This is a genomic window from Desulfacinum hydrothermale DSM 13146 (assembly GCF_900176285.1).
In the GTDB taxonomy this organism is placed as follows: domain Bacteria; phylum Desulfobacterota; class Syntrophobacteria; order Syntrophobacterales; family DSM-9756; genus Desulfacinum; species Desulfacinum hydrothermale.
On the sequence record NZ_FWXF01000008.1, the window covers coordinates 129,336 to 151,595 of the forward strand.

General features: G+C 62.4%; 19 protein-coding genes. 11 read left to right on the forward strand and 8 right to left on the reverse strand.

Going from position 1 to position 22,260, the window contains the following annotated elements:
* The first annotated feature begins 765 nt into the window (after positions 1-765).
* From bioB to B9A12_RS08970, 3 genes are all read left to right on the forward strand, one after another.
* Positions 766-1,800 (forward strand): biotin synthase BioB, encoded by a 1,035-nt coding sequence (gene bioB / locus B9A12_RS08960; RefSeq protein ID WP_084057544.1) that lies wholly within the window; start codon positions 766-768, stop codon positions 1,798-1,800.
* 460 nt (positions 1,801-2,260) lie between these two features.
* Positions 2,261-2,821, forward strand: coding sequence for a plasmid pRiA4b ORF-3 family protein (locus B9A12_RS08965; protein WP_084057545.1), 561 nt, complete (start codon positions 2,261-2,263; stop codon positions 2,819-2,821).
* 96 nt (positions 2,822-2,917) lie between these two features.
* Positions 2,918-3,988, forward strand: coding sequence for a coiled-coil domain-containing protein (locus tag B9A12_RS08970; RefSeq protein WP_084057546.1), 1,071 nt, complete (start codon positions 2,918-2,920; stop codon positions 3,986-3,988).
* A gap of 319 nt (positions 3,989-4,307) precedes the next feature.
* Here B9A12_RS08970 and B9A12_RS17805 read toward each other — a convergent pair whose 3' ends face one another.
* Positions 4,308-4,991, reverse strand: coding sequence for a DnaJ domain-containing protein (locus B9A12_RS17805; RefSeq protein WP_084057547.1), 684 nt, complete (start codon positions 4,989-4,991; stop codon positions 4,308-4,310).
* A 109-nt stretch (positions 4,992-5,100) separates the two neighbouring features.
* Between B9A12_RS17805 and B9A12_RS08980 the strand changes: the two genes are divergently transcribed.
* The 6 genes from B9A12_RS08980 (at position 5,101) to B9A12_RS09005 (ending at position 14,357) form a co-directional block, all read left to right on the forward strand.
* On the forward strand, positions 5,101-6,630 hold the full coding sequence (locus B9A12_RS08980; RefSeq protein ID WP_084057548.1) for a YifB family Mg chelatase-like AAA ATPase: 1,530 nt from the start codon (positions 5,101-5,103) through the stop codon (positions 6,628-6,630).
* 235 nt (positions 6,631-6,865) lie between these two features.
* On the forward strand, positions 6,866-9,247 hold the full coding sequence (locus B9A12_RS08985; RefSeq protein WP_170920489.1) for a penicillin-binding protein 1A: 2,382 nt from the start codon (positions 6,866-6,868) through the stop codon (positions 9,245-9,247).
* A gap of 9 nt (positions 9,248-9,256) precedes the next feature.
* Positions 9,257-11,218 (forward strand): DNA repair helicase YoaA, encoded by a 1,962-nt coding sequence (gene yoaA, locus B9A12_RS08990; RefSeq protein ID WP_084057549.1) that lies wholly within the window; start codon positions 9,257-9,259, stop codon positions 11,216-11,218.
* A 472-nt stretch (positions 11,219-11,690) separates the two neighbouring features.
* Positions 11,691-12,650, forward strand: a complete 960-nt coding sequence (locus B9A12_RS08995) for a universal stress protein (protein WP_170920490.1) — start codon at positions 11,691-11,693, stop codon at positions 12,648-12,650.
* 736 nt (positions 12,651-13,386) lie between these two features.
* Complete coding sequence (locus B9A12_RS09000) at positions 13,387-13,809, forward strand: MarR family winged helix-turn-helix transcriptional regulator (RefSeq protein ID WP_170920492.1); 423 nt, start codon at positions 13,387-13,389, stop codon at positions 13,807-13,809.
* Between the two features lie 101 nt (positions 13,810-13,910).
* Entirely contained in the window at positions 13,911-14,357 is a 447-nt protein-coding gene (locus B9A12_RS09005; RefSeq protein WP_084057595.1) for a DUF4442 domain-containing protein, read from the forward strand.
* On the opposite strand, the gene B9A12_RS09010 is transcribed toward B9A12_RS09005, so the two are convergent.
* The 7 genes from B9A12_RS09010 to B9A12_RS09040 form a co-directional block, all read right to left on the reverse strand.
* On the reverse strand, positions 14,333-15,160 hold the full coding sequence (locus B9A12_RS09010; protein ID WP_170920494.1) for a sugar phosphate isomerase/epimerase family protein: 828 nt from the start codon (positions 15,158-15,160) through the stop codon (positions 14,333-14,335). The genes B9A12_RS09005 and B9A12_RS09010 overlap by 25 nt on opposite strands.
* Positions 15,161-15,303: 143 nt before the next feature.
* A complete protein-coding gene (locus tag B9A12_RS09015) occupies positions 15,304-16,740 on the reverse strand; it encodes a DNA integrity scanning protein DisA nucleotide-binding domain protein (RefSeq protein WP_084057553.1) in 1,437 nt (478 codons plus the stop codon).
* 197 nt (positions 16,741-16,937) lie between these two features.
* Positions 16,938-17,543, reverse strand: coding sequence for a sulfurtransferase-like selenium metabolism protein YedF (gene yedF / locus B9A12_RS09020; RefSeq protein WP_084057554.1), 606 nt, complete (start codon positions 17,541-17,543; stop codon positions 16,938-16,940).
* Between the two features lie 171 nt (positions 17,544-17,714).
* Positions 17,715-18,164 carry a Fur family transcriptional regulator gene (locus tag B9A12_RS09025; RefSeq protein WP_084057555.1) on the reverse strand — a complete coding sequence of 150 codons (450 nt, stop codon included), beginning with the start codon at positions 18,162-18,164 and terminating at the stop codon, positions 17,715-17,717.
* A gap of 80 nt (positions 18,165-18,244) precedes the next feature.
* Positions 18,245-19,054, reverse strand: coding sequence for a metal ABC transporter permease (locus B9A12_RS09030; protein ID WP_084057556.1), 810 nt, complete (start codon positions 19,052-19,054; stop codon positions 18,245-18,247).
* Positions 19,047-19,832, reverse strand: a complete 786-nt coding sequence (locus B9A12_RS09035; RefSeq protein WP_084057557.1) for a metal ABC transporter ATP-binding protein — start codon at positions 19,830-19,832, stop codon at positions 19,047-19,049. The genes B9A12_RS09030 and B9A12_RS09035 overlap by 8 nt, the downstream gene beginning before the upstream one ends.
* Positions 19,829-20,740: a metal ABC transporter solute-binding protein, Zn/Mn family gene (locus B9A12_RS09040; RefSeq protein WP_084057558.1), complete on the reverse strand. Its 912-nt coding sequence runs from the start codon at positions 20,738-20,740 to the stop codon at positions 19,829-19,831. Before B9A12_RS09040 ends, B9A12_RS09035 begins: the two co-directional genes overlap by 4 nt.
* A gap of 247 nt (positions 20,741-20,987) precedes the next feature.
* Between B9A12_RS09040 and B9A12_RS09045 the strand changes: the two genes are divergently transcribed.
* Together B9A12_RS09045 and B9A12_RS09050 are read left to right on the forward strand one after the other, a co-directional pair.
* A complete protein-coding gene (locus B9A12_RS09045; RefSeq protein ID WP_084057559.1) occupies positions 20,988-21,479 on the forward strand; it encodes a MauE/DoxX family redox-associated membrane protein in 492 nt (163 codons plus the stop codon).
* Positions 21,476-21,985 carry a rhodanese-like domain-containing protein gene (locus B9A12_RS09050; protein WP_084057560.1) on the forward strand — a complete coding sequence of 170 codons (510 nt, stop codon included), beginning with the start codon at positions 21,476-21,478 and terminating at the stop codon, positions 21,983-21,985. Before B9A12_RS09045 ends, B9A12_RS09050 begins: the two co-directional genes overlap by 4 nt.
* The last annotated feature ends 275 nt before the right edge of the window (positions 21,986-22,260 follow it).

A 22,260-nucleotide genomic window follows, 5' to 3' on the forward strand; every position in this document is an offset into this window, starting at 1 on the left:
CTCGTCTTGCTGGATTCATGAACTCAGCTCATGGTGACAGCGGTGTGTTGCTGTTTCATCACGCCTTTGCGGCGATTTGGTCACAGGCCCAATCCACTTGAGCGGGAGAACAGGAGGCTGGGTTCATGCACGGGCGTCGCTTGGCGCCTTGCCGCTTCTTGCTTTCTCTTGTGCGTCAACTTCGTGTTTTGGGAGAGGTTGACGCAATGGCCCCGAAGATGCTACGAGACTGTCCGACAATGGCCTTTCAGCCTTTCGGGAGGTTTCTAACGAGTGGAAATTCCACTGTTCTCTGTGGCTCTTTTTGATCCTTGTAGGGTCGGGTTCGAAGGCAGAGTCTACCGCTTAAAGCCCAGGCCGGCAGCACGGGCCCGCCTGGCAGCCCAAACCTTCCGTTCGTAGAAGAAGGGAGCGACCTGGGCGTTCTCGGACACGCTTTAGGGGCATGCTGGGTGCCTAAAAGTTCCTCTGGTGGGAGGGGTTAGGGAAAGGGGTCGGATGGTGGGAAGGGGCCATCTTTTGCCCTTGTTGAGCAGTGGGGATGGAGATGATCTGACGGGATCACCCCCTCCTAACCTCCATCGAGGGGGAGGGATTTGTGGGTTGGAACGTGGCCCCGCTCGGTGGGAGGTACAGATCAGTGGGAGGTAGTGACGGGGCGCTTGAGCAGTTCGAACGGGCCAGGCTACGGGAAGTGTGCTCATTTCCGGTGTTTTCAGGCAAGCTCCCAGGCATGGGGAAGGGAGACGGACGAAGAGAGGGCTTATGGGCTGGATTGAAGTCCTGGAACGACGGGTTCTGGACGGACAAGAGGTGAACGCCGAAGAGGCTCTGAACCTCATGGCGATCGACGGACCGGCGGTGTACGATCTGCTGGCGGCAGCAAACCGCATTGCGCGCAGTTTCAAGGGATGCCGGGTGGAATTGTGCGGCATAATGAACGCCAAAAGTGGGCGCTGCCCGGAAGACTGTGCTTTTTGTGCCCAGTCGGTCCACCACCGAACCCAAGCGCCGGTCTATGGGCTCAAGGAAGTCCAGGAGATGGTGGATGCAGCCCGGGAAGCGACCGCCCTGTCCGCCACTCACTTCGGCATTGTGACGAGCGGAACCGGCATTGGGGAGGGGACCGAGCTGGAGCGGCTCTGCGAGGCAGTGCACCGGATTGCCACCGAAGGGTGCGTGAGTCCCTGTGCCAGCCTGGGGATCGTCTCGGATTCCGTCCTTCGGCGTCTCTGGGATGCAGGGCTCAGGCGTTACCATCACAACCTGGAGACGGCGCGGAGTTACTTTCCTCGGATTTGCACCACCCACGATTATGACGACGATGTGCGGACAGTCCAAAGGGCCAAGGCGATGGGCTTTCAGGTCTGTTCGGGCGGAATCTTCGGGATCGGCGAATGCCCCGAGCAGCGCGTGGAGCTGGCTCTCACGCTGCGCGGGTTGGCCGTGGATGCCGTGCCCATCAACTTTCTCGTTCCGGTTCCGGGGACTTCCCTGGAGGCCATGGACCCGCTTGCCCCCTTGGAGTGCCTCAAAATCGTGGCGGTCTACAGGTTTCTTCTTCCTCGAGCCACCCTCAGGGTGTGTGCAGGGCGAGAGCGGAACCTACGGGATCTGGCTTCTTGGATCTTCTTTGCCGGAGCGGATGCCATGATGGTGGGGCCCTATCTCACCACGGCCGGTCGTGGGCCCGATCTGGATCTGCAGATGGTTCGGGACCTGGGCTTGCAGGTGGTGAACGAAGCCGAAGGCCGGGTCGCGTCCCAATCCCAAGAAAGCGTTTGTCACGTTCGTCTCTAACCATTGAAATACCTGAATGATGGTTTTGCATTCTTCACTGCGGATTTTCCAACGCTTCTCGTGACCTGCACGACGGATCAGCCCTTTCGCGCCATCCATCCCTCATGAGCGCCCGGTCCATGCGCATGCCAATTCCCGGCCTGCGGGCACCGTTTTGGTCACGCCGCACGGGGAAAGCGACCGACGGATCTACCTTGGAATGCCAACGCCAGGGCGGCGGTCAGACCTTTCCAGCTCCTTCCCTTCCTTCTGGGCTTTCCCCAAGCCTTACCATCTTGTTCCGGAGAACGCGGGGCCATGGATCCGGTCGGAAAAGGGCGATTCCTGGCTGCAAAGGAAGGAGGACCGGCTGCCGGGTAGAGAATTCTACTTGTTCCAGGGCGCCCTTTTAAGGTTGAATGCATGTTCGAAAAAGACCGATGCGAAGGCTTATGGTGTACATCCGAAAAGGAGAAGATCCATGGTACGGCCCGAACGGCATACCTATCAGGTGAAGGTCACTCTCAAAGGAAGCGAACCGCCCATCTGGCGTCGCCTGCTCGTGGACAGCCGCCTGCGCTTGGACCAGTTCCATCTGGTGCTGCAGGTTGCCATGGGCTGGGAAAATCAGCACTTGCACCAGTTTGAAAGCAACGGCGTGGTTTTCGAACCCCGCATTCCAGACGAGCCGCCACGCGGGAAGAATGAAGCGAAATACCGACTGGGAGATGTGCTGGTCCAGGAAGAGGACCGGATGATCTATTGGTACGACTTTGGGGACGATTGGATCCATGAGATCGTTCTGGAAAAGATCCTGCCCTTTGATCGCAAGGCGCCCCGGGCCCGGGTGATCGAGGGAAAGCGTGCTTGTCCCCCGGAGGACGTGGGGGGGATTGGGGGCTACGAGTACTTCCTGGAAGCGCGCCGCGACCCGGCGCACCCCGACCACGAACACATGATGGAATGGGGGGGGGAGGAGTTCGATCCGGAGGCTTTCCAGCCCGAACAGCCCAACGCCCTACTGAAAAAATTTCTTAAGTAGGGAATGCCTGCTCGGTGGCCGGCGCAAGTCTTCTCGGGCACGGGGGTGCCGCGGACCTTTGTCCTGAACTGGAGAGGAAGCCATAAGGAGAATATCATGACCAACCAGGCGGAGATTCCCAAGATCACCTCAGCGAACACCAAAAAGGAGATGCTGGAGGCCTACAACAAACTCCGGAAGCTTCTTGCAGAACGCTCCAAGGAAACCCTCAAGCCCAAGGAAGAAAAGGAAAAGAGGGAGAAGCGGGAGGTGGTGACCACGGCCGACGCCCTTCCCACGGAAAGGGTCTTGGAGACCATCAATCAGCTCAAGATGGAGACGGCGGCGGCGCTCAATGCCATGTCCGCGCGTCTGGAGGAAGAGACCACCCGGTATGCCAAGATCAAGAAGGCCATAGAGATCAAAGAAAAGGAGCTGGAAGAGATTTTCGGCATCGAGCGGGAAGCCCACAGCCTGGCGGCGCTTCTGGAGGCGCAACGGGAAAAGAAGGCGCAGTTTGAGCAGGACATGGCGGCTCGGAAGGAAGCCTTGGAAGAGGAAATCCGCACGAAGCGGGCCGAGTGGGAAAAGCAAAAGCAGGCCATGGCCGAACAGATCAAGGAGTTGAAGCGCGAAGAGGAGAAGAAGCGCGTCCGGGAACGGGAAGAATACGAATACAACCTGAAAAGGGAGCGGGAACAGAAGGTCAATGCGCTCCAGGACGAATTGGCCCGCCTGCAGAAGGAAATCGATGAAAAGAAGGCGGCATTCGAAAAGGAGACGGCCGAGGTGAGGCAGGCCTTGGAGGAGCGCGAGGCCAAGGTGGCCGAGCGGGAAAAACGGGTGGAGGAACTGGAAGCCAAGGTGGCGGCTTTTCCCCAGGAACTGGAAAAAGAGGTGAAAAAGGCGGTGCGGGAAGCCACCGAACGTGTCCAGGCGGAGGCGGCGGCCCGGGAAGCCCTCATGAAAAAGAGCTTCGAGGGCGAGAAAAACGTTCTGTTGGCCAAGATCGCCTCGCTGGAATCTCTGGTGGAAACACAAAGAAGCCAGATCGAAAAACTGACGCTCCAAGTGGAGGCGGCCTACGGAAAGGTCCAGGACATTGCGGTTCGGGCCGTGGGCGCGGCCGGCCGCGCGCCATCCGGTACGCCCGCCGCCGTGACGGTTTCAAAAGAGGAGGATCTGTAGCCATGGAGATGTCTGTCGGCCGGGACGGACGCAGCTTCCACGGCCCATCCGTCCAACGGGTCCGACCGGTAACCCACGGGGCCGCTTCCAGGGATCGCGGACGGGGAGCTTGTCCGAAAACGCCCAGGTTGCTCCCTGCTGGCGCGGCCGGAAGGTTGGATCTACCAGGCGGGGTCGTGCTGGCGGCCTGGCCATGCAGCCGTAGGGCGGGTTCCGAACCCGGCCCTACAGGGCTTTCTGCGAACGTAAAAGAGCCCCATGGCCCAGTGGAATCTCCGCTGGTCCCAAATCCCCCGAAAGGCAGGTGCGGGTCAGTCTCCTACGCATCACGCAATTCCAAAAGATGGCAGACGATGACCAGGTCTCCGGGAGGGGCTTGGGGATGGAGGTGATCGCCCGCGCCGGGAATGCGGAGGCGGCTTTGGTGGGTGCATCCGGGCGGGATGGTGACCGTGAGGGTCTGTTCTTCCAGGATTTCACCGGACCCCTGGCAGCGGCCACAGGTGCTTGATCCGTTTCGGCGCGAATGTCCGTTGCCTCGGCACTCCGGACAGTAGCGGACCCGCTCGAATCGGATCTCCTCCTTTGCACCCACAAGGAGCGTTTCGAGGGTCACCTCCAGATCGAAACGCAGGTCCACCTTCCTTTCCGGGTAGGCGCCTTGGGGATGGATGCCCAGGATGTCGTGGAGCGCCTCGGAGACGGCGCCGCACATCTCGTGGGTCCACTGGAAGGTGGAGCCGCCGTTGCCATGGTCGAGCCCGGCGATTCCACGGCGAAGGTCGTAGCGCCTTCGTTTTTCGGGATCGGAAAGGACCTCGTAGGCGCGGCGGATGCGCCGAAACGTTTCCGCCGCCTCGGCGCCTCCGGGATTCCGGTCGGGATGCCAGCGCAGGGCCAGGCGCCGGAAGGCGCCCTTGATTTCTTCTTGACTGGCCGTCTTGGAGACGCCAAGGATATCGTAGTAGCAGGCAATCATGGCTCGAAGGAATCCCGTCTTCATTGGGGGGGTCCGTGGAAGCGAAGGCCCCCGTGTTCACTTCCGGAAGATGAGGATTCTAAAGGAGTTCTCCCGCAGAAGACAAGCACCTTTCAAAGCAGGACCGACGCGCATGGTGGCCAAGACCTACACCTTCGGGGTCGTCGGCATCGAGGCCTTCCTGGTGGAAGTGGAGGTGGACATCTCCACCGGACTGCCCTCCTTTTCCATGGTGGGCCTGCCCGACAACATCGTTCGGGAGAGCAGGGAGAGGGTCAAGAGCGCTTTGCACAATTGTGGATATCCCTTTCCCATGGACCGGATCACGGTGAACCTGGCTCCGGCGCACATCAAAAAGGAAGGCGCGGGATTCGATCTGCCCGTGGCGGTGGGGCTCTTGGCCGCATCCGGCCTGCTGGAACTGGATCCGGAACGATTGCCGGTCCTGGTGGGGGAGCTTTCCCTGGACGGGCGGGTCAAGGCGGTCAACGGGTGCCTACCCATGGCCATGGGAGCCAAGGCCCTGGGATGGCGCGAGATGATCGTGCCTTCGGAAAACGTGGCCGAAGCGGCGGTGGTGGGCGATCTCACGGTCCATGGGGCGGATCACCTGGCCCGGGTGGTGGAGCACCTGGGGGGCGGAGCGCCATTGCCTCCCCACGTTCCAAGCAAGGCCGACTTAACGGGCGATCCCCCGGAAGCGGCCTTGGACCTCAGGGACATCAAAGGCCAGGAACATGCCAAGCGGGCGCTGGAAGTGGCGGCGGCGGGAAATCACAACATCCTGCTGGTGGGGCCGCCGGGATCGGGAAAGAGCATGCTGGCTCAGCGGCTGCCGTCCATCCTGCCTCCGCTCAGCCTGGAAGAATCGCTGGAAACGTCGCAGATTTACAGCGTGGCCGGGCTTCTGGGCGACCGGCCCCTGGTGCGTGTGCGCCCCTTTCGCCACCCCCACCACACCATCTCAGACGCGGGGCTGATCGGCGGCGGCCACGTGCCCCGGCCGGGCGAGGTGAGCCTGGCCCACAACGGGGTGCTCTTCTTGGATGAATTGCCCGAGTTCCGCCGCAATATCCTGGACCTGTTGCGCCAGCCCATGGAAGACGGTCGGGTGACCATCGCCCGGGCCAGTATGACGCTCACCTACCCCGCCCGCTTCATGCTCGCCGCCGCCATGAACCCCTGCCCCTGCGGATACGCTGGAGAGCCCCGAAGGGCGTGTCGCTGTTCCGCCCACCAGATCCAGCGCTATCGAAGCCGCATTTCCGGACCCATCCTGGATCGCATCGATCTGCACGTGGAGGTGCCTGCGGTGGAGGTGGAAGACCTGCGCGATGGAGCCCGCGGGGAAGCGTCGTCTGTGGTGCGGGAACGGGTCTGTGCGGCCCGAAGGCTCCAGCAGGAGCGCTTCGCCGCAACGGGGATCTTTGCCAACGCGTTCATGGGCCCTCGGCAACTGGAACGGTTTTGTGAACTGGATTCCCGGGGCGAGCGGCTCCTGGACGAAGCTTTTGGAAAGCTCCATCTGAGCGCTCGGGCCTACCACCGGATTCTGAAGGTGGCCCGAACCATTGCGGATCTGGAATCGAGCCCGTCCATCGAGGCCCATCACTTGCTGGAAGCCATCCAGTACCGTTCCCTGGACCGGGATCTGTTGGCGTAAGAACGATCCGTGGACGGGGATCTCGACGCAGGAACGGGGGATGGGAAGACGGCAGGACGGCGGTATCTTGGGCCTTGCCCCTTTTCCTCCGCGGGTCCTTCCGCTAGGATGGGCCTTCCCCGGTCCAGCGGCATCAGGGCGCGGACCGAAAAGCACGGGGGTACGAGCGGATCCGGGGCCCTCCGCGGAAGTCTTTGGACGGGTGCGGGCCGGTCCGTTCCCTGCGAGGACAGTCATGCACTATATGGAAAAGGATCCCGGTCGGGAAGGTGAAAGGGCGCATGGGCCCAACCCCAGAAGGGGCTGGTGGATCGGTGCAGTGGCGCTGGTCGTCATGGTTGTGATGGTGGGGGCGTTTGTGGTGACGGCTGCCTACATCCAGCTGGAGCGGTCCCTTCCCAGCATCCAGTCGCTCAAGGAGTATCGGCCTCCGGTGGTGAGTCGGATGTACGCCGCCGACGGGACGCTCATCGGCGAATTCTACACGGAACGGCGCTACGTGCGTCCCCTGGCGTCTTTTCCCCGCCACGTGATCCAGGCCTTCCTGGCTGCCGAGGATGCACGCTTTTATGAACACGGCGGGGTGGATGTGGCGGGTATCGTGCGGGCCATGATCAAGAATGTGCGGGCGGGCCAGATCGTGCAGGGAGGCAGCACCATCACCCAGCAGGTGGTCAAATCCCTGCTTCTGAGCCCCGAACGCACTTACATCCGAAAGATCAAGGAAGCCATCCTGGCCTACCGCATCGACCGATCCATGACCAAGGACGAGATCCTCCACCTCTACTTGAACCAGATCTATCTGGGCTCGGGTGCCTACGGGGTGGAAGCGGCCGCCCGGACCTATTTCGACAAAAGCGCCTCGGAGCTCACGGTGGCTCAAGCCGCCCTGCTGGCCGGCCTTCCCAAAGCGCCCAGCCGCTACAACCCGTTTCGCGATCTGGAAAAGGCTCGAGAACGGCAACACTACGTGCTGGACCGCATGGTGGAGGTGGGATTCCTGGCGCCGGATGAGGCGGAAAAGGCCCGCCGGGAACCGCTGGATCTGGCCGAGCCGGGGGCTTCGTCGGTGAATGTGCGGAACAGCTTCACCGAGGAGGTGCGGCGACGGGTGGAGGCCCATTTGGGACGCGATGCCCTCTACCGGGGAGGGCTTTCCATTCACACCACGCTGGATCTGGACGCCCAGCGCGCGGCGGAGGCGGCCGTGCGAAGAGGCCTGGAGGAACTGGACAAGCGCCACGGCTATCGGGGACCGCACGGGCATGTGGAAGGGGCCCAACGGGACGGGTTGCTGAAGGAACTGGAGCAAAGGTATGGGGATCTGACGGCCGGCGCCGTGGTGGAGGCCGTGGTGTTGGATTGCCGGCGCGGCGGAAGCTGCCGCGTGTCCCTGGGCGGGGATCGGAACGCGCGGCTTCGAGCGCCGGCCAAGGAAAAATGGGCGGCGCGCTATTTCAAGTCGCGCAAAAAGGCCTTGGCGCCGGGGGATGTGATCCGCGTGCGGCTGGAAGGCCGGGAGGGTTCCACGTGGAACGTCCGGCTGGAACAGGAGCCGGCCGCCGAAGGGGCCTTTCTGGCCCTGGATCCCCGATCGGGCCGGGTTTACTGCCTGGTGGGCGGAAAGGATTTTTCCAAGAGCCAGTTCAATCGGGCCATCCAGGCCATCCGCCAGCCGGGCTCGGCCTTTAAGCCCATCATCTACGCCGCCGCCTTGGACCGGGGCTTCACCGCCGCGTCGGTGCTCATCGATTCGCCCATCATCGAAGACGATCCCAGCCTGCAAGGGCCCTGGAAACCGGCCAACTACGATCGGAAATTCTGGGGCCCCCTTCTGCTCCGAGATGCCCTCATCCACTCGCGGAACGTGGTCACCATCAAGCTGCTCCAACAGGTGGGCATCGAGTACGTGGTGGACTACGCCCACCGGCTCGGAATCCGATCGCCGCTCACCCCCACCCTCTCCCTGGCCCTGGGCGCTTCGGGAGTGAGCCTGTGGGAGCTTCTCACCGCCTATTCGGCCTTCGCCAACCAGGGGGTGCGTTCCGAACCCTATCTGGTGGAGGCGGTCTACGATCGGGACGGGCGCCTGCTGGAAGAGCACGCGCCGCGCCAGGAAGCGGTGATCTCCCCCCAGACGGCCTTTCTGGTGACCCACATCCTCCAGGGGGTCATCCAGGAGGGAACGGGCCGGAGGGTACGTCGCCTCGGCCGCCCCGCCGCCGGCAAGACAGGCACCACCAACGACCTGAAGGACGCCTGGTTCATCGGCTACACCCCCTCCACCCTGGCCGGCGCCTGGGTGGGCCACGACGACCATCGCCTCTCCCTGGGGCGCAGGGAAACGGGAGGTCGGGCCGCCGCTCCCATCTGGCTCTACTTCATGGAAGCCTGGCTCAAGGGAAAGCCGGTGAAAAATTTTTCCGTTCCGCCGGGTATCGTCTTCGCCAAGGTCCAGCCCAAGGCCCACTTTTCCAAGAAGGCGCCCAAGCCGGTCTACATGGCTTTCAAGGAAGGAACAGTGCCCCAACGGACGGAAGCGGCCCCGTCCCAACTGGGGGTGAAGGAAAGCACGTCCGATTCCTTTTTCAAATCGGACCTCTTCTGGAAGGATTGACGGCGCCCCATGGCCACTGCCCCCAGTGTGGAATCCTTTTTCGACCGCAACGGTCCGCTGTCCCGGGTCGTGGAGGCCTATGAGCACCGACCGGCCCAAAGCCGGATGGCCCAAGCCGTCTGGGAGGCGATCGGCCGGTCCGTCCCGCTTCTGGCCGAAGCGGGAACGGGAACCGGAAAAACCTTTGCCTACCTGGTTCCGGCGCTTCTCAGTGGAAAGAAGACGGTGGTTTCCACGGCCACCAAGGCCTTGCAGGATCAGATCCTGGGACACGACATCCCCTTCCTCCAACGGCACTTCTTTCCCAAACTGCGCATGAAGGTCCTCAAGGGACGAAGGAATTACCTTTGCCTTCGCCGCTACCATGAATTCAGCTACCAGCCCTCCTTTTTCAACCGAGAAGAAGCCGCCTCCTTTCAAAAGCTGCGCTCCTGGGCGACCCAGACCCGGTCGGGAGACCGCGCTGAAGTGGACCTTTTCCCCGAGGACGCGCCTCTTTGGGGGGAACTGACCGCCTCCGGCGATCAATGCCTGGGAAGCCAGTGCCCCCACCACGAAGAGTGCTTCGTTCAAAAAAATCGCGCCGAGGCGGCTCGGGCCGACCTGTTGGTGGTCAACCACCACCTGTTCTTCGCGTCCCTGTCCGTGGAAGGGGAAGGGGCCTGGGATCTCCTGTCTTCCTTTGAGGTGTTCGTCTTCGACGAGGCCCACCGCCTGGAAGATGTGGCGGCCCTCTATTTTGGCCTGGAATTTTCCAGCTACCAGGTCCTGGAAACGCTTCGGGACCTCCAGCGTGCCGCCGCCTTGCCCAAAGCGCCGGCGGAACTGAGAACCCGGGTGGCGGGAACCGGCGATCATCTGTCCCGAAAGCTGTGGGACCTGCACCAGGTGCTGGTGGAGGGGGCGGGAAAAAGAGGCGGCCGGGTGCGCCTGGATCCTTCCCGTCTGGGAAAGCCCTTCCAAACGATCGGTGCCGATCTGGTGGAGTCCCTGCGGGATCTGGCCGCGTTCCTGGAATCCCACGGCTCCCTTGCTCCCGCTGTGGACCTGGCCAGGGGACGCCTGTCGGCTCTGGCCCAGAACCTGGAGATGCTTTCGGCCCAGGAAGATCCTCACCTGACGTATTGGTACGAGGCCTCGCCGGTGCGAAAAAGCTTCACCCTGCACGCCACGCCTTTGGAAGTGGCACCCATTCTTTCCGAAAGGGTTTTCTCTCGCACCGGCGCCGTCATCCTCACCTCGGCCACACTCGCCACGGCCCAGCAGGGGCGTCCTTCCTTCCACTTCATCCGGGATCGGCTGGGGGTGCCCGCGGAGGCCATGGAAAAGATCTTTGCGTCCCCTTTCGACTTTTCCCGCCAGGCCCTGCTTTACCTGCCCCAGCCCTTCCCGGCGCCTCAGGATCGCCGATTTTGCCAGGCGGTGGCCGCGGAAGCCCGGGCCGTTCTGGAGCGAACGCAGGGCCGCGCCCTCTTTCTCTTCACCAGCTACCGGAACATGCACGAGGTGCACCAGCGACTCGTGGCAGACGGCGCCCTGCCCTATCCGATCCTGTGCCAGGGGGAACGGCCCAAGAGGGCCCTGCTGGCTGATTTCAAAAAGCAGCTGCACTCGGTCCTGCTGGCCACCTATTCCTTCTGGGAAGGTATCGATGTGCCCGGCGAGGCATTGAGTTGCGTGCTCATCGACAAGCTGCCCTTCGAGGTGCCCGACGATCCGATTACGGCCGCCCGCCTGGAGATCCTCAAGCGATCCGGTGAAAATGCCTTCTACCGCTACCAGGTGCCCCGGGCGGTGTTGCTCCTCAAGCAGGGCATCGGTCGTCTCATCCGCTCCCGAACCGACCGCGGTCTGGTGGTTTTGTTCGATTGCCGCCTCACCACCAAGCCCTACGGGCGCGTCTTCCTCCAAAGTCTCCCGTCCATACCCGTCATTCGCAGGCTGTCCGATTTCCCGCCCGACTTTCTCTAAGGGCTTGGCCGTCAACGGACACGTTGGTTTTCTTTCGTGGGTACCGGGTGGTTTGATACGACCAGGCGGGTGCGTCTTGGCGGTCTGGGCTGGAACGGGCTTGGTGCACGTGGGGCGAACCGCCGGGGTGATCCCGCTCCGGCGAAGCCCCGCTTGGGCCATGACTTTTCGGGCGGCCTGGCCAGGGCGCCGTCGGGGCGGGTTCCAAACCCGCCCCACCGAGGCTGTCTGAAAATTCAAAAAGCACCGCGGGGCCGGTGAAATTTTTACGGGTCAGAAAGCCACCAAAAGGCGAAAGGCCATTTTCGGACAGCCTCCCAGCCGTCCATCTGCTGCGGCATGGGGGAACGGCCCGACCCGGGGTGGCTTTGGTGCGATACCAGGTTATGCTTTTTTAGAAGTGGAACCTGCTTCGGATCATCAAGGCCTTCCCATGTCCAGGGGGACGTCCGTCCCGAAAGGAGAAACCGAGATGGAAAGAAAGTGTATTCTCATGGCGGTGGACGGATCCGAACGGTGCCTCCAGGCCGTGTCCCGGTTCGGATCGTTCCTTGGCGGCCGCAAGGACTGTTGTTTTCTGCTGCTCCACTGTGTCCAGCAGAACTTGCTGCTCTATCCAGGGGAATTGTGGGACGCGGACACCTCGCTTCGAATCGCTCGGGATACCCAGGAAAAGATCTGCCGGAGCATCACCGGCCGATGCCGGCAAGCGCTCCTGGATGCGGGGTACACGGAGGAACAGGTGGAGGAGACGTGTTGTTATGACAGCCTGGATCCGGGTATGGACATTCTCAAGACGGCTGAACGGGAAAAGATCCGGACCCTCACCGTGGGGCGGCGCGGCTTGAGCACGGCGGAAAACCTCCTGCTGGGCAGTGTCTCCAGCCGGGTGGCTCACTATTCCGAACACCGCACCGTGTGGGTCATGGATCCGGAAGCCCCGGCCAGCGGCAAGGTCCTGCTGGCGGTGGAAGGAAGGCCGGAATGCCGGGCCATCACCTACTACGTGAATGAGTGGATCGCTCCCACCCCGGGCCTCTCCTATACCCTTTTGCATATCATGCCGCCCCTTCCCCCCGCGTACTGGGACGACGGCCATATCTTGGATGCCGGGGAACGCAACGAACGCCAGGAGTGGCGAAAAGACTGGGAACAGGAAAGCCGTCGGCTTGTGGACAAGTTCATGGACGAAGCCCGCCATGCCTTGCAGTTGCAAGGAATCGCGGACTCATCCATCGAGACCAAAGTGCTTTCCGCCAAGCGTGGGATCGCCCAGGATCTCCTGAGGGAGATGGAAAGGGGCGAGTACGAAGCGGTCCTCATGGGAAAGCGCAGCTTCAAGGAACAAAAGCCCTTTCTCATGGGAAGCCACGCCAACAAGGTCCTTCACAACGCCAGGAAGGTGCACCTGTGCCTTGTGGGAACTCTCTGAGCGCCGTCGCGTCACGCTGCCACCCACTGCCGCCGCCACCTTCGCACCCTCCCGACGAACCGCCGCCTCGCAAGCCCGACCAAGCCCTGGAAGGCAGGAGGCGGTCACCACGGCTTCCGAAAGGCGCCTGCCGGGATTTTCCGCGAACCAATGTGCGCCCTTGGAAGCCAAAAGGGTTTCATCGCCCATTTTTCGATGCCCAGCCCTTCAGAGCTTCGGATGAGCCCCGAACGTCGTGTGGTCCATGGGCTATTGCGCGCCACGTCATAGCGCCACGATGACCCTTTTGCACTGGGCTCAAGTTCCGTGGCCAGGTAAGGAAATGGACAGTTCCCCACATCTTCATCCGGAGAGCCACTGCGGGACAGCCTCCCAGTCCGGACGGTGCCCTTCCGTAAGGGGCCCCAGGTTCGGCTGGTCGCGGCCCATTTTACCGGCACGAGGCAGGCCGCGGTGCACCCCGCACGCCACAGGGCCAGGAGGGCCGTGCCGGCGCCATTCCCCCGCCATATAAATCGTTGTGCTTTGCCCGCCCCGTTCGTCTCCAGGCCCCAGGCAACAGACAAGGACGGGGTGAATCCCACGGGGCCGTCAAACGACCTCCACGGGCCTGCGCCTTCCACAGGGCCGATCCTTCCAGCGGCAAGGAAAGGCAAAATCGGCCCCCGGCGCTTGACAGCATGGCGCGGGCGGGCTATTTGCTTGTATGCAAGTAAAATCCCTGCGAGGTCATGGCATGCTCAAAAAGCCCGAAGATTGCATCTTCTTCCAACTGGCCAAGGCGGCCCAGGCCGGCGTGCGATATTGGACGTCCCGAATCTCCCACCTCGGGGTGACCGCCGTTCAAGGCCTGGTCCTGGCTTTTCTGGCCGACCAGGACCGGGTCAGCTCCGCCCGCCTGGGCCAGCGGGTTCAGCTGGACAGCGCCACCCTCACCGGGATCCTGGATCGGCTGGAGCGCCTCGGCTTTGTAAAACGGCACAAGAACCCGAAGGATCGCCGATCCATCCTCATCTGTCTCACGGACGATGGAAAACGGGTGGCTCGCGAGATCATCCGAATCAGCCGGGAAGCCAATGAATCGTTTCTGAAGGACATTCCGGAAGAAGACGAATTTCTCTTTCGGAGCGTGCTGGTGCGTTTGGCTCAAGGCGAATGACCACCGGGGGGGCCGCCCGAGTGGGCTGGCTCGATGGAAGCCGCCCCTGCACCGTCCGGGGCTCCGTCACGACGCCCAACTTTCAAGGCGAGGGAGGGGCCATGAATCACCGTTCGTTTCGATGGCTGCTCAACATGTACCCCCCGTATTTGGGGGCGGGAGTCCGCGTACGACGCGTATCGGAAGACTACCGGGACATTGTGGTGGAGATGCCGCTCACCTTCTGGAATCGCAACTACGTGGGGACCCACTTCGGCGGCAGCCTCTATGCCATGGTGGATCCCTTCTACATGCTCATGCTCATCAAGAACCTGGGGCCTGACTATATCGTCTGGGACAAGGCGGCTTCCATCGAGTTCGTGAAACCCGGTCGCGGCACGGTGCGGGCCCATTTCCACCTGGACGAGGAAATCCTTCAGGAAATCCGGCAAAAGGTGGCGGAGCGGGGCAAGTACCTGCCCACCTTCACGGTGGAGGTGGTGGACGCATCGGAGCAGGTGGTGGCAAGGATCGAAAAGGTGCTCTACATCCGCAAGAAGACCCCTTGAGCCTGGCGGGCTTCCAGGGCTTCTTTCTGGTCCACGTACGTGTGGACCACCCCATGGGCCTTTCTCACATCGTGTTCGTCCCGGAGTTCCAACACCCACCAGTCGCAGAAGGGAAGCTCCCAGATCAAATCCAATCGGTCGGACACGTCTGAGGCTCGTTCCGGCGGGATGTGGTGGTCGTCCACTTCCAGGTGATAGACGTGGGCGTTGAGGAACCGATCCGCATGGGGGGAGACCAGGTCCTCCATCTCGAACTGCTGGCTGGTGATGGAGGGGCTCACGGCCGCATGGCCGATGTCCAGGGTGGCCCAAAGCCCTGTTTTTCGAAGCATCTTCTCGTAGAGGTCCGGCCGGCTCGTCCATCCCCAGGCCAGGTTTTCCAGGCAGAGGCGGATACCCAGGGTGCGGGCCGTGTCGTTGAGTGATTTCAGGTTGTCCAGGGTGCGGTGCCAGGAAAGATCCTGGGTGGTGGACCGTCCCAGGCCCACGTGGAGGGTGAGGACGCGGCCTCCCAGGCGGGCCGTTACCCGGCAAAGCCTTTCCATCGCCTTCCGGGCCACTTCGGCTCGTTCCGGGTCCCGGTCCCCCGGGTCCAGATGGGGCAGTGCGGCGTGATAGCGGACTTCCAGCGGTTGCAAACGCGCCAGAAGGCGAGCGAGCCGCGTTTGTTCCAAGGGGGTCTGGGGAAGGGTGTGGGGGCGAAAACTCCAATCGATACCCGCCGCCCCCAGTTCCAGGGCCAGGTCTCGCAAACGGTCCACGTCATCCACGAAATTGGGAAGTGCCAACTTGGGCGTTCTCAAGGCTCCAGCCTCCTTTGCCAATCCTGTTTGCGCGGTAAAGGGCCGCGGCAGTGCCCCATCCAGCCGCGCCGATCCATGCCCGAACCTTCAGTAGTCATTCCTTGAAGCCAGGTCCAATAGGAAAACGCGATGGAAAGACGACTTTATCCCCAGGAAATCCAATCTTCCAGTGTGGGCGGGGTGGCGCTCAGTCGGGAGCTGGGCTTCCACTGGCAAACGGCGGTCAGTTCCACGCCGTCCTGGATGACGGAAACCGGCCGATCGGCGGAGACGACCACCACCAGGATGTGGGAGTTTTCGGCCGTGAAGCGCAAGGCGGAATTGAACCGGGCGCCCCGGGCCCGATTTTCACCGGGTACGGCCCGCCCGTCCAGGAGGCAGGCGAAGCGATGCAGGCGGCCGTCCCGGCCGATCTGGATCGCGCCGTCCACCTTGGCCAGGGATTTGGCCAGGTCCAAGTTGACCGGATCCCTCAGGTCCAGGGATCGGTCCAGTTCCTGCCCGGACAGGGTGATGGGGGGCTCGTTCAGGTCGAGTACCAGCGTGCAGCCGTGTTTTTTCTCTTCCGCTCCATGGACGATGGCGGTTGTGATCTGGAACAGGGTGTGCGCCATGGTGGTATCCAGGGAAGAACTGAGCAGGGCCTCCTCCAGCTGAACCAGCTTGGCGCGGCGGTTGGTGGAATGGAACCGGCCGTCGGAAAAGCTGCAGATGGGGCTCCCGTTCAGGTGAAGAAAACCATGGCTTCCCAGGAATTGGGCTGTCACACGGCAATCGGGCAAGGCCCCGCGGGCGATGCCCACCAGGCTGCGACCGTCCGAGACCAGTTGGCGGTCGGAGTATTCCACGGCCTGGAGAAGTTTTCGAATATGTTTGGTGTTTCTCATTTCCGGCCGCTCCGCTTTGGGAAAGCGGGCGATGAAGGGAATCTCCTTCAGGAAGCGCTCCTCCACAAAGACCAGGTCCCCCCGGGGCCAGGCGCCTTCCTCGGGCGTCTTGGATATGGCCAGGACGGCGTCCAGCATGGGATAGACCTGGAGTCGGTTGTCCCAGCCGACCATCAGGTTGAGCCCGTCCATGATGGTGTCCCGCACGGCATGGGTGGCGTATTCGCGGAGGACGTATCGGGACGAGCCGGTATAGAAGGCGCTGGAGGTGGCAAAGTCGTGGCTGAGCAGCCACACCGCATGTTCCAACCACCTTTCCGTGGGGACCACGGAACACATGTCCGGATGGTGTTCGGTAAACCACATCTGGTAGAAGATGGATTGGGAGCGGCCGCCGTAGGAGATCAATCCCGCCAACTCCAGGTTCTTTTCGGGATAGATCTGACCGAAACGCTGCATGCCCTGGGTGTCCGGCGCCTCGGAACGCCACTGGTCCGAATCCAGATAAAGGGCCTGGAGCATGGGTTCGTGGCCCCGGAGCAGGTTTTCCGGATCGCAGATCCGGATGGGATCGTGGGCGGATTCGGCGTAGAGCAGAGCGGCACGGCTGGGGCCCGAAAACTGGGACAAGCCGTCCCTCAGGCCGTCCAGCACATTGAAGATGAACAGGTTCTTGGCGGATGTGGTGGGCATGGGTGCTCCCGTCTTCTGCCTGGCAATCGCGCCCTTTCTTACGGGTTCGCCATGCGTTTGTCAAACGGGAAGCGCCACCTTGCGGGGGTCGTGGCCGGCCACTCACCCCTATTCCGCGCGCCGTCACGCCCTTCCTTGCCGCGCCCTTCCGGGACGGGTGCGTCGGGGTGGGTATCCGGGAAGGGCGGCCTTCGGGGTCACGTGAAGCTGATCACCCGGTCGGCCAATTGCAAGGAGGTGACGATATCCAGCATGTTGGTGGTTTCTCCCACCTTCTTTCTTTCCAGCAGCCCGAAATGGGAAAGGCAGGTACCGCAGACCAGGATATGCACGCCGGCCTTTTCCAGATCCTGAAGCACGTTCAGCACCGGGGAATCGTCCACCGTGAAGGTCACACCGGCGTTGAGAAAGACCAGACGCCACAAGGCGGGGCCCATCTCCTGGAGGGTTCCCAGGAAATTTTCCATGAGCTTCTCGCCCAAGGTGTCATCCCCGGATCCCATCCGCTGGGTTCCCACCAAAACCAACACGCGGGCGTCTTCGGCCTCGTTCGGCTCGGGAACGAAGATCTCACAGGCCTGGGCACCATCCCGGCTTCCCTCCACCACAATGGTTTCGCCGTCCGCCTGCACCGTCACCTGGTAGCCGTTTCGGCTGAGAAAGCGGCGCACGTTTTCCTTGGCCGCCTCGTTGTCCACCAGGACCGTGATCGGATCGGTTCCCCCCTGGTCCAGTGCCTCCTTGGTTTTCAAAACCGGCGCCGGGCAGGCCAGCCCCCGACAATCGATGCGCTTTGGTGTCATGATCGCATGCCTCCTTGCTCTGGGCGAATCACGAAATCAAGGGGCAACATAGGAACCGAGGGCAGGACACACAAATAGGAAGTTTCGATGAATCCTTCTGGCATGGATCGGAAGAACCAATGGGATGCGCCGTCCCCAAGGGATGGGCTACGGGAAAGGAGTTCATTCACACTATTTTTGGACCAGCTCTCGGGATTCCAAGCACTGATCGCAGATGCCGTCCACGCGGATCTCCACCTTTTCCGGAACGCCGGGCAGGGTACCGGTGGCGCGCTGCCAGGCAATGGGAAGGGTTTCCGGGGGAAGGCAGGTCATAAGGCCGCACCGGCGGCAGAAAAAGTGGGCGTGCCGCGGATGGTGCTCATTGGGCGCCAGTCCGTAACGAAAAGTTCGATCCCCGGCGCTCATCTTTTCCACCAGTCCGCTTTCCACCAGGGAATCCAGGACGCGATAGACGGTGACTCGGTTGATGGGCCGGTCCGTTTGAACGGCCTGGTACACGTCCCGGGCCGTCAAGGGGGCGGAGGCGGCCCCCACCACCTGGAGCACCGTCAGCCGATGTTCGGTGGCCCGAAGCCCCACCGAGTGGAGAAGCTCCCCGTAGTCGCAGCGTTCACACATGATCCTTCCCCTTTGCGCAGCCCAAAAGATTCAGGTGTGGGCCAACAAGTGCGGAATCTCCTGTGGGCCGCGGTCGGCCTTCAAGCCCGGCGTCTCAGGGCCAGCCAGCCCATGAAGGCAAAGTAGGCCAGCGAGGCCACGCAGATGATGGCAGGGCCCGACGTCACGTTGAATCGGATGGACAGCCCCAAGCCCACCACGGCGAACAGACAGTTGAGAAGGCTGGACATCACCATCATGGACGCCAGGGACCGGCACCTTTTTTCCGCCATGTAGGGGGCGATGGTGAGCAGGGCGATGACCAGGATGAGTCCCACCACCCGAATGAGCACCACCACCGAAAGGGCCACGGACACGATGAGAAGGAGCTGCAAGGCGGTCACCGGAATCCCTCGGGCCCGCGCGAATTCGTCGTCGTAGGAAACGGCCGCCAGGTCCCGGTAAAAGCAGATCACAAAAAGGCCGATGGCGACGATGAGAGCGGCCATGGCTGCCAGGGACCCTCGTGAAATGGCCAGAATGCTGCCGAAAAGATAGCTCATGAGGTCCACGTTGTAGCCCGGTGTCAGGTCGGTGAACAGAACCCCCACGGCCATGCCGAAGGCCCAGAGAACCCCGATGGCCGTATCCGCCCGATGCCGTTCCCTCAAATAGAGCCAGCCCATGATCAGGGCGCCGGCCAAGGTGAAGCCCAGCACGCCCAGAAGCGGCGAAAGGCCAAAGAAGAGCGCCAGTCCCACGCCGCCGTAGGCCGCGTGGGCGATGCCCCCCGCCAGGTAGGCGATTCGATTGGCCACCACGTACGTGCCCATGATTCCGCAGAGGATTCCGGCCAGGAGACCTCCCAGCAGGGCGTTTTGAACGAAGGGGAGCTGGAGCCACTCACTCACAACACGGCCCTCCGTGGCACGGCAGCACGCGGTGGGGCAGATGTCCGTGGCCCAGCAGTTCCACGGGGCACCGGTAGCCCAGCCGCAGCATGTCCGGCGTGACTTCCGGGGCGTGGTGGTGAATGAGGGATCGGTTGACGCAGATCACCGATTTGACGTAGCTCGAAAGCACCATGAGATCGTGGGTGACCACCAGGATGGTGATCCGCTCGTTCAAACGCTTCAGGTGGCTGTAAAGGTCCGTCTGGCCCATGGCGTCCACGCTGGCCGTGGGTTCGTCCAAAAAGAGGGCCTGCGGGTTGGAAACCAGAGCCCGTGCAATGAAGACCCGCTGGCGCTGTCCGCCGGAAAGTTCCTCCATCCTCTTGTGGCGTTCCGGCCACATCTCCATCTGGTCCAACGCCTCTTCGGCGGCCCGATGGTCGTCGCGGGAATAACGGCGGAAAAGCCGACCGGGGCGAAGCAGGCCCATGAGGACCACGTCCAGGGCCGAGATGGGAAAGTGCTTGTTGGCGTGGATGTCCTGGGGCACATAGCCCACCCGGTGAGCGGTGCGCTGTGGAGGCTCTCCGAAAAGAAGCACCTGCCCGCGCTGGGGCCGCAGCAGTCCCAACAGGATCTTCATCAGGGTCGTCTTGCCGCCTCCGTTGGGACCGATGATGGCCGCAAAATCCCGCTCCTCCAGATCCAGGTCCACGCCTTCCAGCACCTGATGGCCGTTGTAGGCAAAGGTGACCCCGCTCAGGCTGGCCACTTCCCGGGTCGGTTCCCTCTTCATCGAAGGGCCTCCTTGATGCGGCGGCTGGCGGCCCGGAGGTTGTCCGCCCAGTCTTCCGCCAGGGGATCCAGGGGGACCAGCTCCGCCCCGATGGCCTGGGCCACCACACGGGGCGAACGTGCCGCGAATTGGGGCTGCACGAAAAGCGTCTTCACGCCCAAGGAGCGTGCATCATCCATGAGCCGTTTCAACTCCGGAGCCCGGGCTTCCTTGCCTTCCAGCTCAATGGCCCACTGCCTCAGGCCGTAGGCGTGGGCAAAATAGCCCCAGGACGGGTGAAAGACCACAAAGCGGTTGGCCTGCCCCACCGCCCGGAACCGGCGCTGCAGTTCCAGGTCCAGATCCACCAGGTCCAGGGTGAACCGCCTGTAATTGGCTTCGTACACCGCGGCATGGTCGGGATCCAGGTCCGCCAGCGCCTTGAAGATGGCGCGCGCCTGCACCTCCACCAGGTGGGGCGCCAGCCACACGTGGGGATCCGGAAAGCCCTTCTCCCCTTCACTGCCCGTGGCCTGCGCGGCCTGTTCCGGCTGCCCGTGCACGTGGCGGGGCAGCATTCGTTTTCGGATCTCCCGGTCGGTGGCCACCAGGCGGAGGTCGGGAAAGGCGGAGCGAATCCGGGGCAGCCAGGTCCTCTCGAAGGGAACCCCCACGGTGAAGTAGACGGCGGCCTGGGACAGGGCCTTCATCTGGGCCGGTGTGGGCTCATAGACGGCCGGGTTGGCGCCCGGAGGCACCAGCACCGAAACATGAACACGGTCGCCGGCGATCTGGCGCACAAAGTACTTCTGGGGAAGGATGCTCACCACCACCTGGATCTGCTTGCTGGCGGATCCTTCGTGGGATGCCAAAAGAAGAGCCGCCATGACCCCAAGGGCCACGATCAAGAACAATGTTCGATACTTCACCGATTCTCCTTTGAATTCATGACAAGATTCTTACGCTGCACTCCCCGGGTCCCATGAAGGCCACAGACATGCAACTCATTTGCATGTTTGTGGCCGCGAGTCAAGCCCATAGAAGGGGGCAATGCAACCGGCGGGAATCCATTTCAATTACCTATTTGAGCTGCCCGGTCGGGGTGCATAAGCTTAGGCGCTAGTTCCTTGGGGGGTGCCAGGCAACGATTCCACCTTTTGCAGGGAGGATGACGGCATGTTGGAAGCGAAGGCGTCCTGTCTTAGCCGCCGGAACCCGGTTTGGTGGTTTTTCACCGTTGTGCGGGTGGGGCTGGCGGTCGCCTTCCTGTGGGCGGGGGCGGTGAAGCTTTCCGATCCGTCCCGATTTGCCGACACCATCTCCCATTATGAATTGGTGCCCGAATGGGCCTTGGGGCTGGTGGCCGTGGGGCTGCCCCTGGTGGAGATCGGGGTGGGTGTGGGCGCCCTTTGCAACGCCGCCTGGAGCTTTTGGGCCATGGCGGGTCTTCTCGTCGTCTTCATCGGCGTGCTGTGGTTCGGGATTCTCAAGGGGCTCGCCATCGACTGCGGATGTTTTTCCGCCGATGAATTGGCGTCCCAGGAATCGCTTCGCCAGGCCTTCTACCGGGACTGGCTCATGCTCGCCCTGTTGGGGGCCCATCTTGTGTGGAACCGATGGAAGGAAAAGAATCATTGGGTGGAGGACATGGGAAAGGAGTTGGTATGAAAAGAGCGGTTCTTGTCTTGGTGTGTCTTGCGGCGCTGGGTTGTCTGGCGGCTTCGGTACAGAACGCGTATGCATGGGGCAAGAAGGAAGTGGAAACGGAAAAGATCGCCGTCAACTTCTACCGGGAAGTGGAGCGGGGCGGCTACCAGGTGGTGACCACGGAAGAGCTCAAGCAATGGATCGACCAGGGCCGTGACATGCTCATCGTGGACACCATGCCCTATGAAGCCAGCTACAAAAAGCAGCACATCCCCGGAGCGGTCCAGATGGAGTTTCCCATCCCGGAACTGGAGCGCCTGGAGCCGGCCCAGAAGGACGCCTTTCTCAAGCTGCTGGGATCGGACAAGGATCGGCTGATCGTCTTTTATTGTGGCTTTACCAAGTGCACCCGAAGCCATAACGGGGCCATGTGGGCCGTCCGGTTGGGCTACACCAACGTGGTCCGGTGCCCGGGCGGTATCAAGGCATGGAAGGAGGCGGGATATCCCGTGGAGAAGGTGAAGTAGGCCGCCTTGACGGTGTTCTTGCTCGGTGCTGGGTTCCACGCCGCCCAAGGGATGTGCCGCCCGTGGGCGACCGGCCCCCTGGGCGGGGCGAAGCGATTTCGCTCTTCCCAGGTCTTTTGTGAAGGCGGTGCCGGTCTTGTCTTCACCAGACGGGTGCGAAGAGATCGGCACCAGAAGCCTGTCCCACCTGGCAGTCCCAAACCATCCGTTTGGGACGCCCGTGATGGGCAGGTAAAAGGGATCCTTCCCAATGAGCCGTCGCGGCCGGCGGCACG

Bases quoted from the DNA above. Each gene is read 5' to 3' on its own strand.
- bioB (WP_084057544.1), top strand. From the start codon at position 766: ATGGGCTGGATTGAAGTCCTGGAACGACGGGTTCTGGACGGACAAGAG.
- B9A12_RS08965 (WP_084057545.1), top strand. From the start codon at position 2,261: ATGGTACGGCCCGAACGGCATACCTATCAGGTGAAGGTCACTCTCAAA.
- B9A12_RS08970 (WP_084057546.1), top strand. From the start codon at position 2,918: ATGACCAACCAGGCGGAGATTCCCAAGATCACCTCAGCGAACACCAAA.
- B9A12_RS17805 (WP_084057547.1), bottom strand. From the start codon at position 4,991: ATGAAGACGGGATTCCTTCGAGCCATGATTGCCTGCTACTACGATATC.
- B9A12_RS08980 (WP_084057548.1), top strand. From the start codon at position 5,101: ATGGTGGCCAAGACCTACACCTTCGGGGTCGTCGGCATCGAGGCCTTC.
- B9A12_RS08985 (WP_170920489.1), top strand. From the start codon at position 6,866: ATGCACTATATGGAAAAGGATCCCGGTCGGGAAGGTGAAAGGGCGCAT.
- yoaA (WP_084057549.1), top strand. From the start codon at position 9,257: ATGGCCACTGCCCCCAGTGTGGAATCCTTTTTCGACCGCAACGGTCCG.
- B9A12_RS08995 (WP_170920490.1), top strand. From the start codon at position 11,691: ATGGAAAGAAAGTGTATTCTCATGGCGGTGGACGGATCCGAACGGTGC.
- B9A12_RS09000 (WP_170920492.1), top strand. From the start codon at position 13,387: ATGCTCAAAAAGCCCGAAGATTGCATCTTCTTCCAACTGGCCAAGGCG.
- B9A12_RS09005 (WP_084057595.1), top strand. From the start codon at position 13,911: ATGAATCACCGTTCGTTTCGATGGCTGCTCAACATGTACCCCCCGTAT.
- B9A12_RS09015 (WP_084057553.1), bottom strand. From the start codon at position 16,740: ATGCCCACCACATCCGCCAAGAACCTGTTCATCTTCAATGTGCTGGAC.
- yedF (WP_084057554.1), bottom strand. From the start codon at position 17,543: ATGACACCAAAGCGCATCGATTGTCGGGGGCTGGCCTGCCCGGCGCCG.
- B9A12_RS09025 (WP_084057555.1), bottom strand. From the start codon at position 18,164: ATGTGTGAACGCTGCGACTACGGGGAGCTTCTCCACTCGGTGGGGCTT.
- B9A12_RS09035 (WP_084057557.1), bottom strand. From the start codon at position 19,832: ATGAAGAGGGAACCGACCCGGGAAGTGGCCAGCCTGAGCGGGGTCACC.
- B9A12_RS09045 (WP_084057559.1), top strand. From the start codon at position 20,988: ATGTTGGAAGCGAAGGCGTCCTGTCTTAGCCGCCGGAACCCGGTTTGG.
- B9A12_RS09050 (WP_084057560.1), top strand. From the start codon at position 21,476: ATGAAAAGAGCGGTTCTTGTCTTGGTGTGTCTTGCGGCGCTGGGTTGT.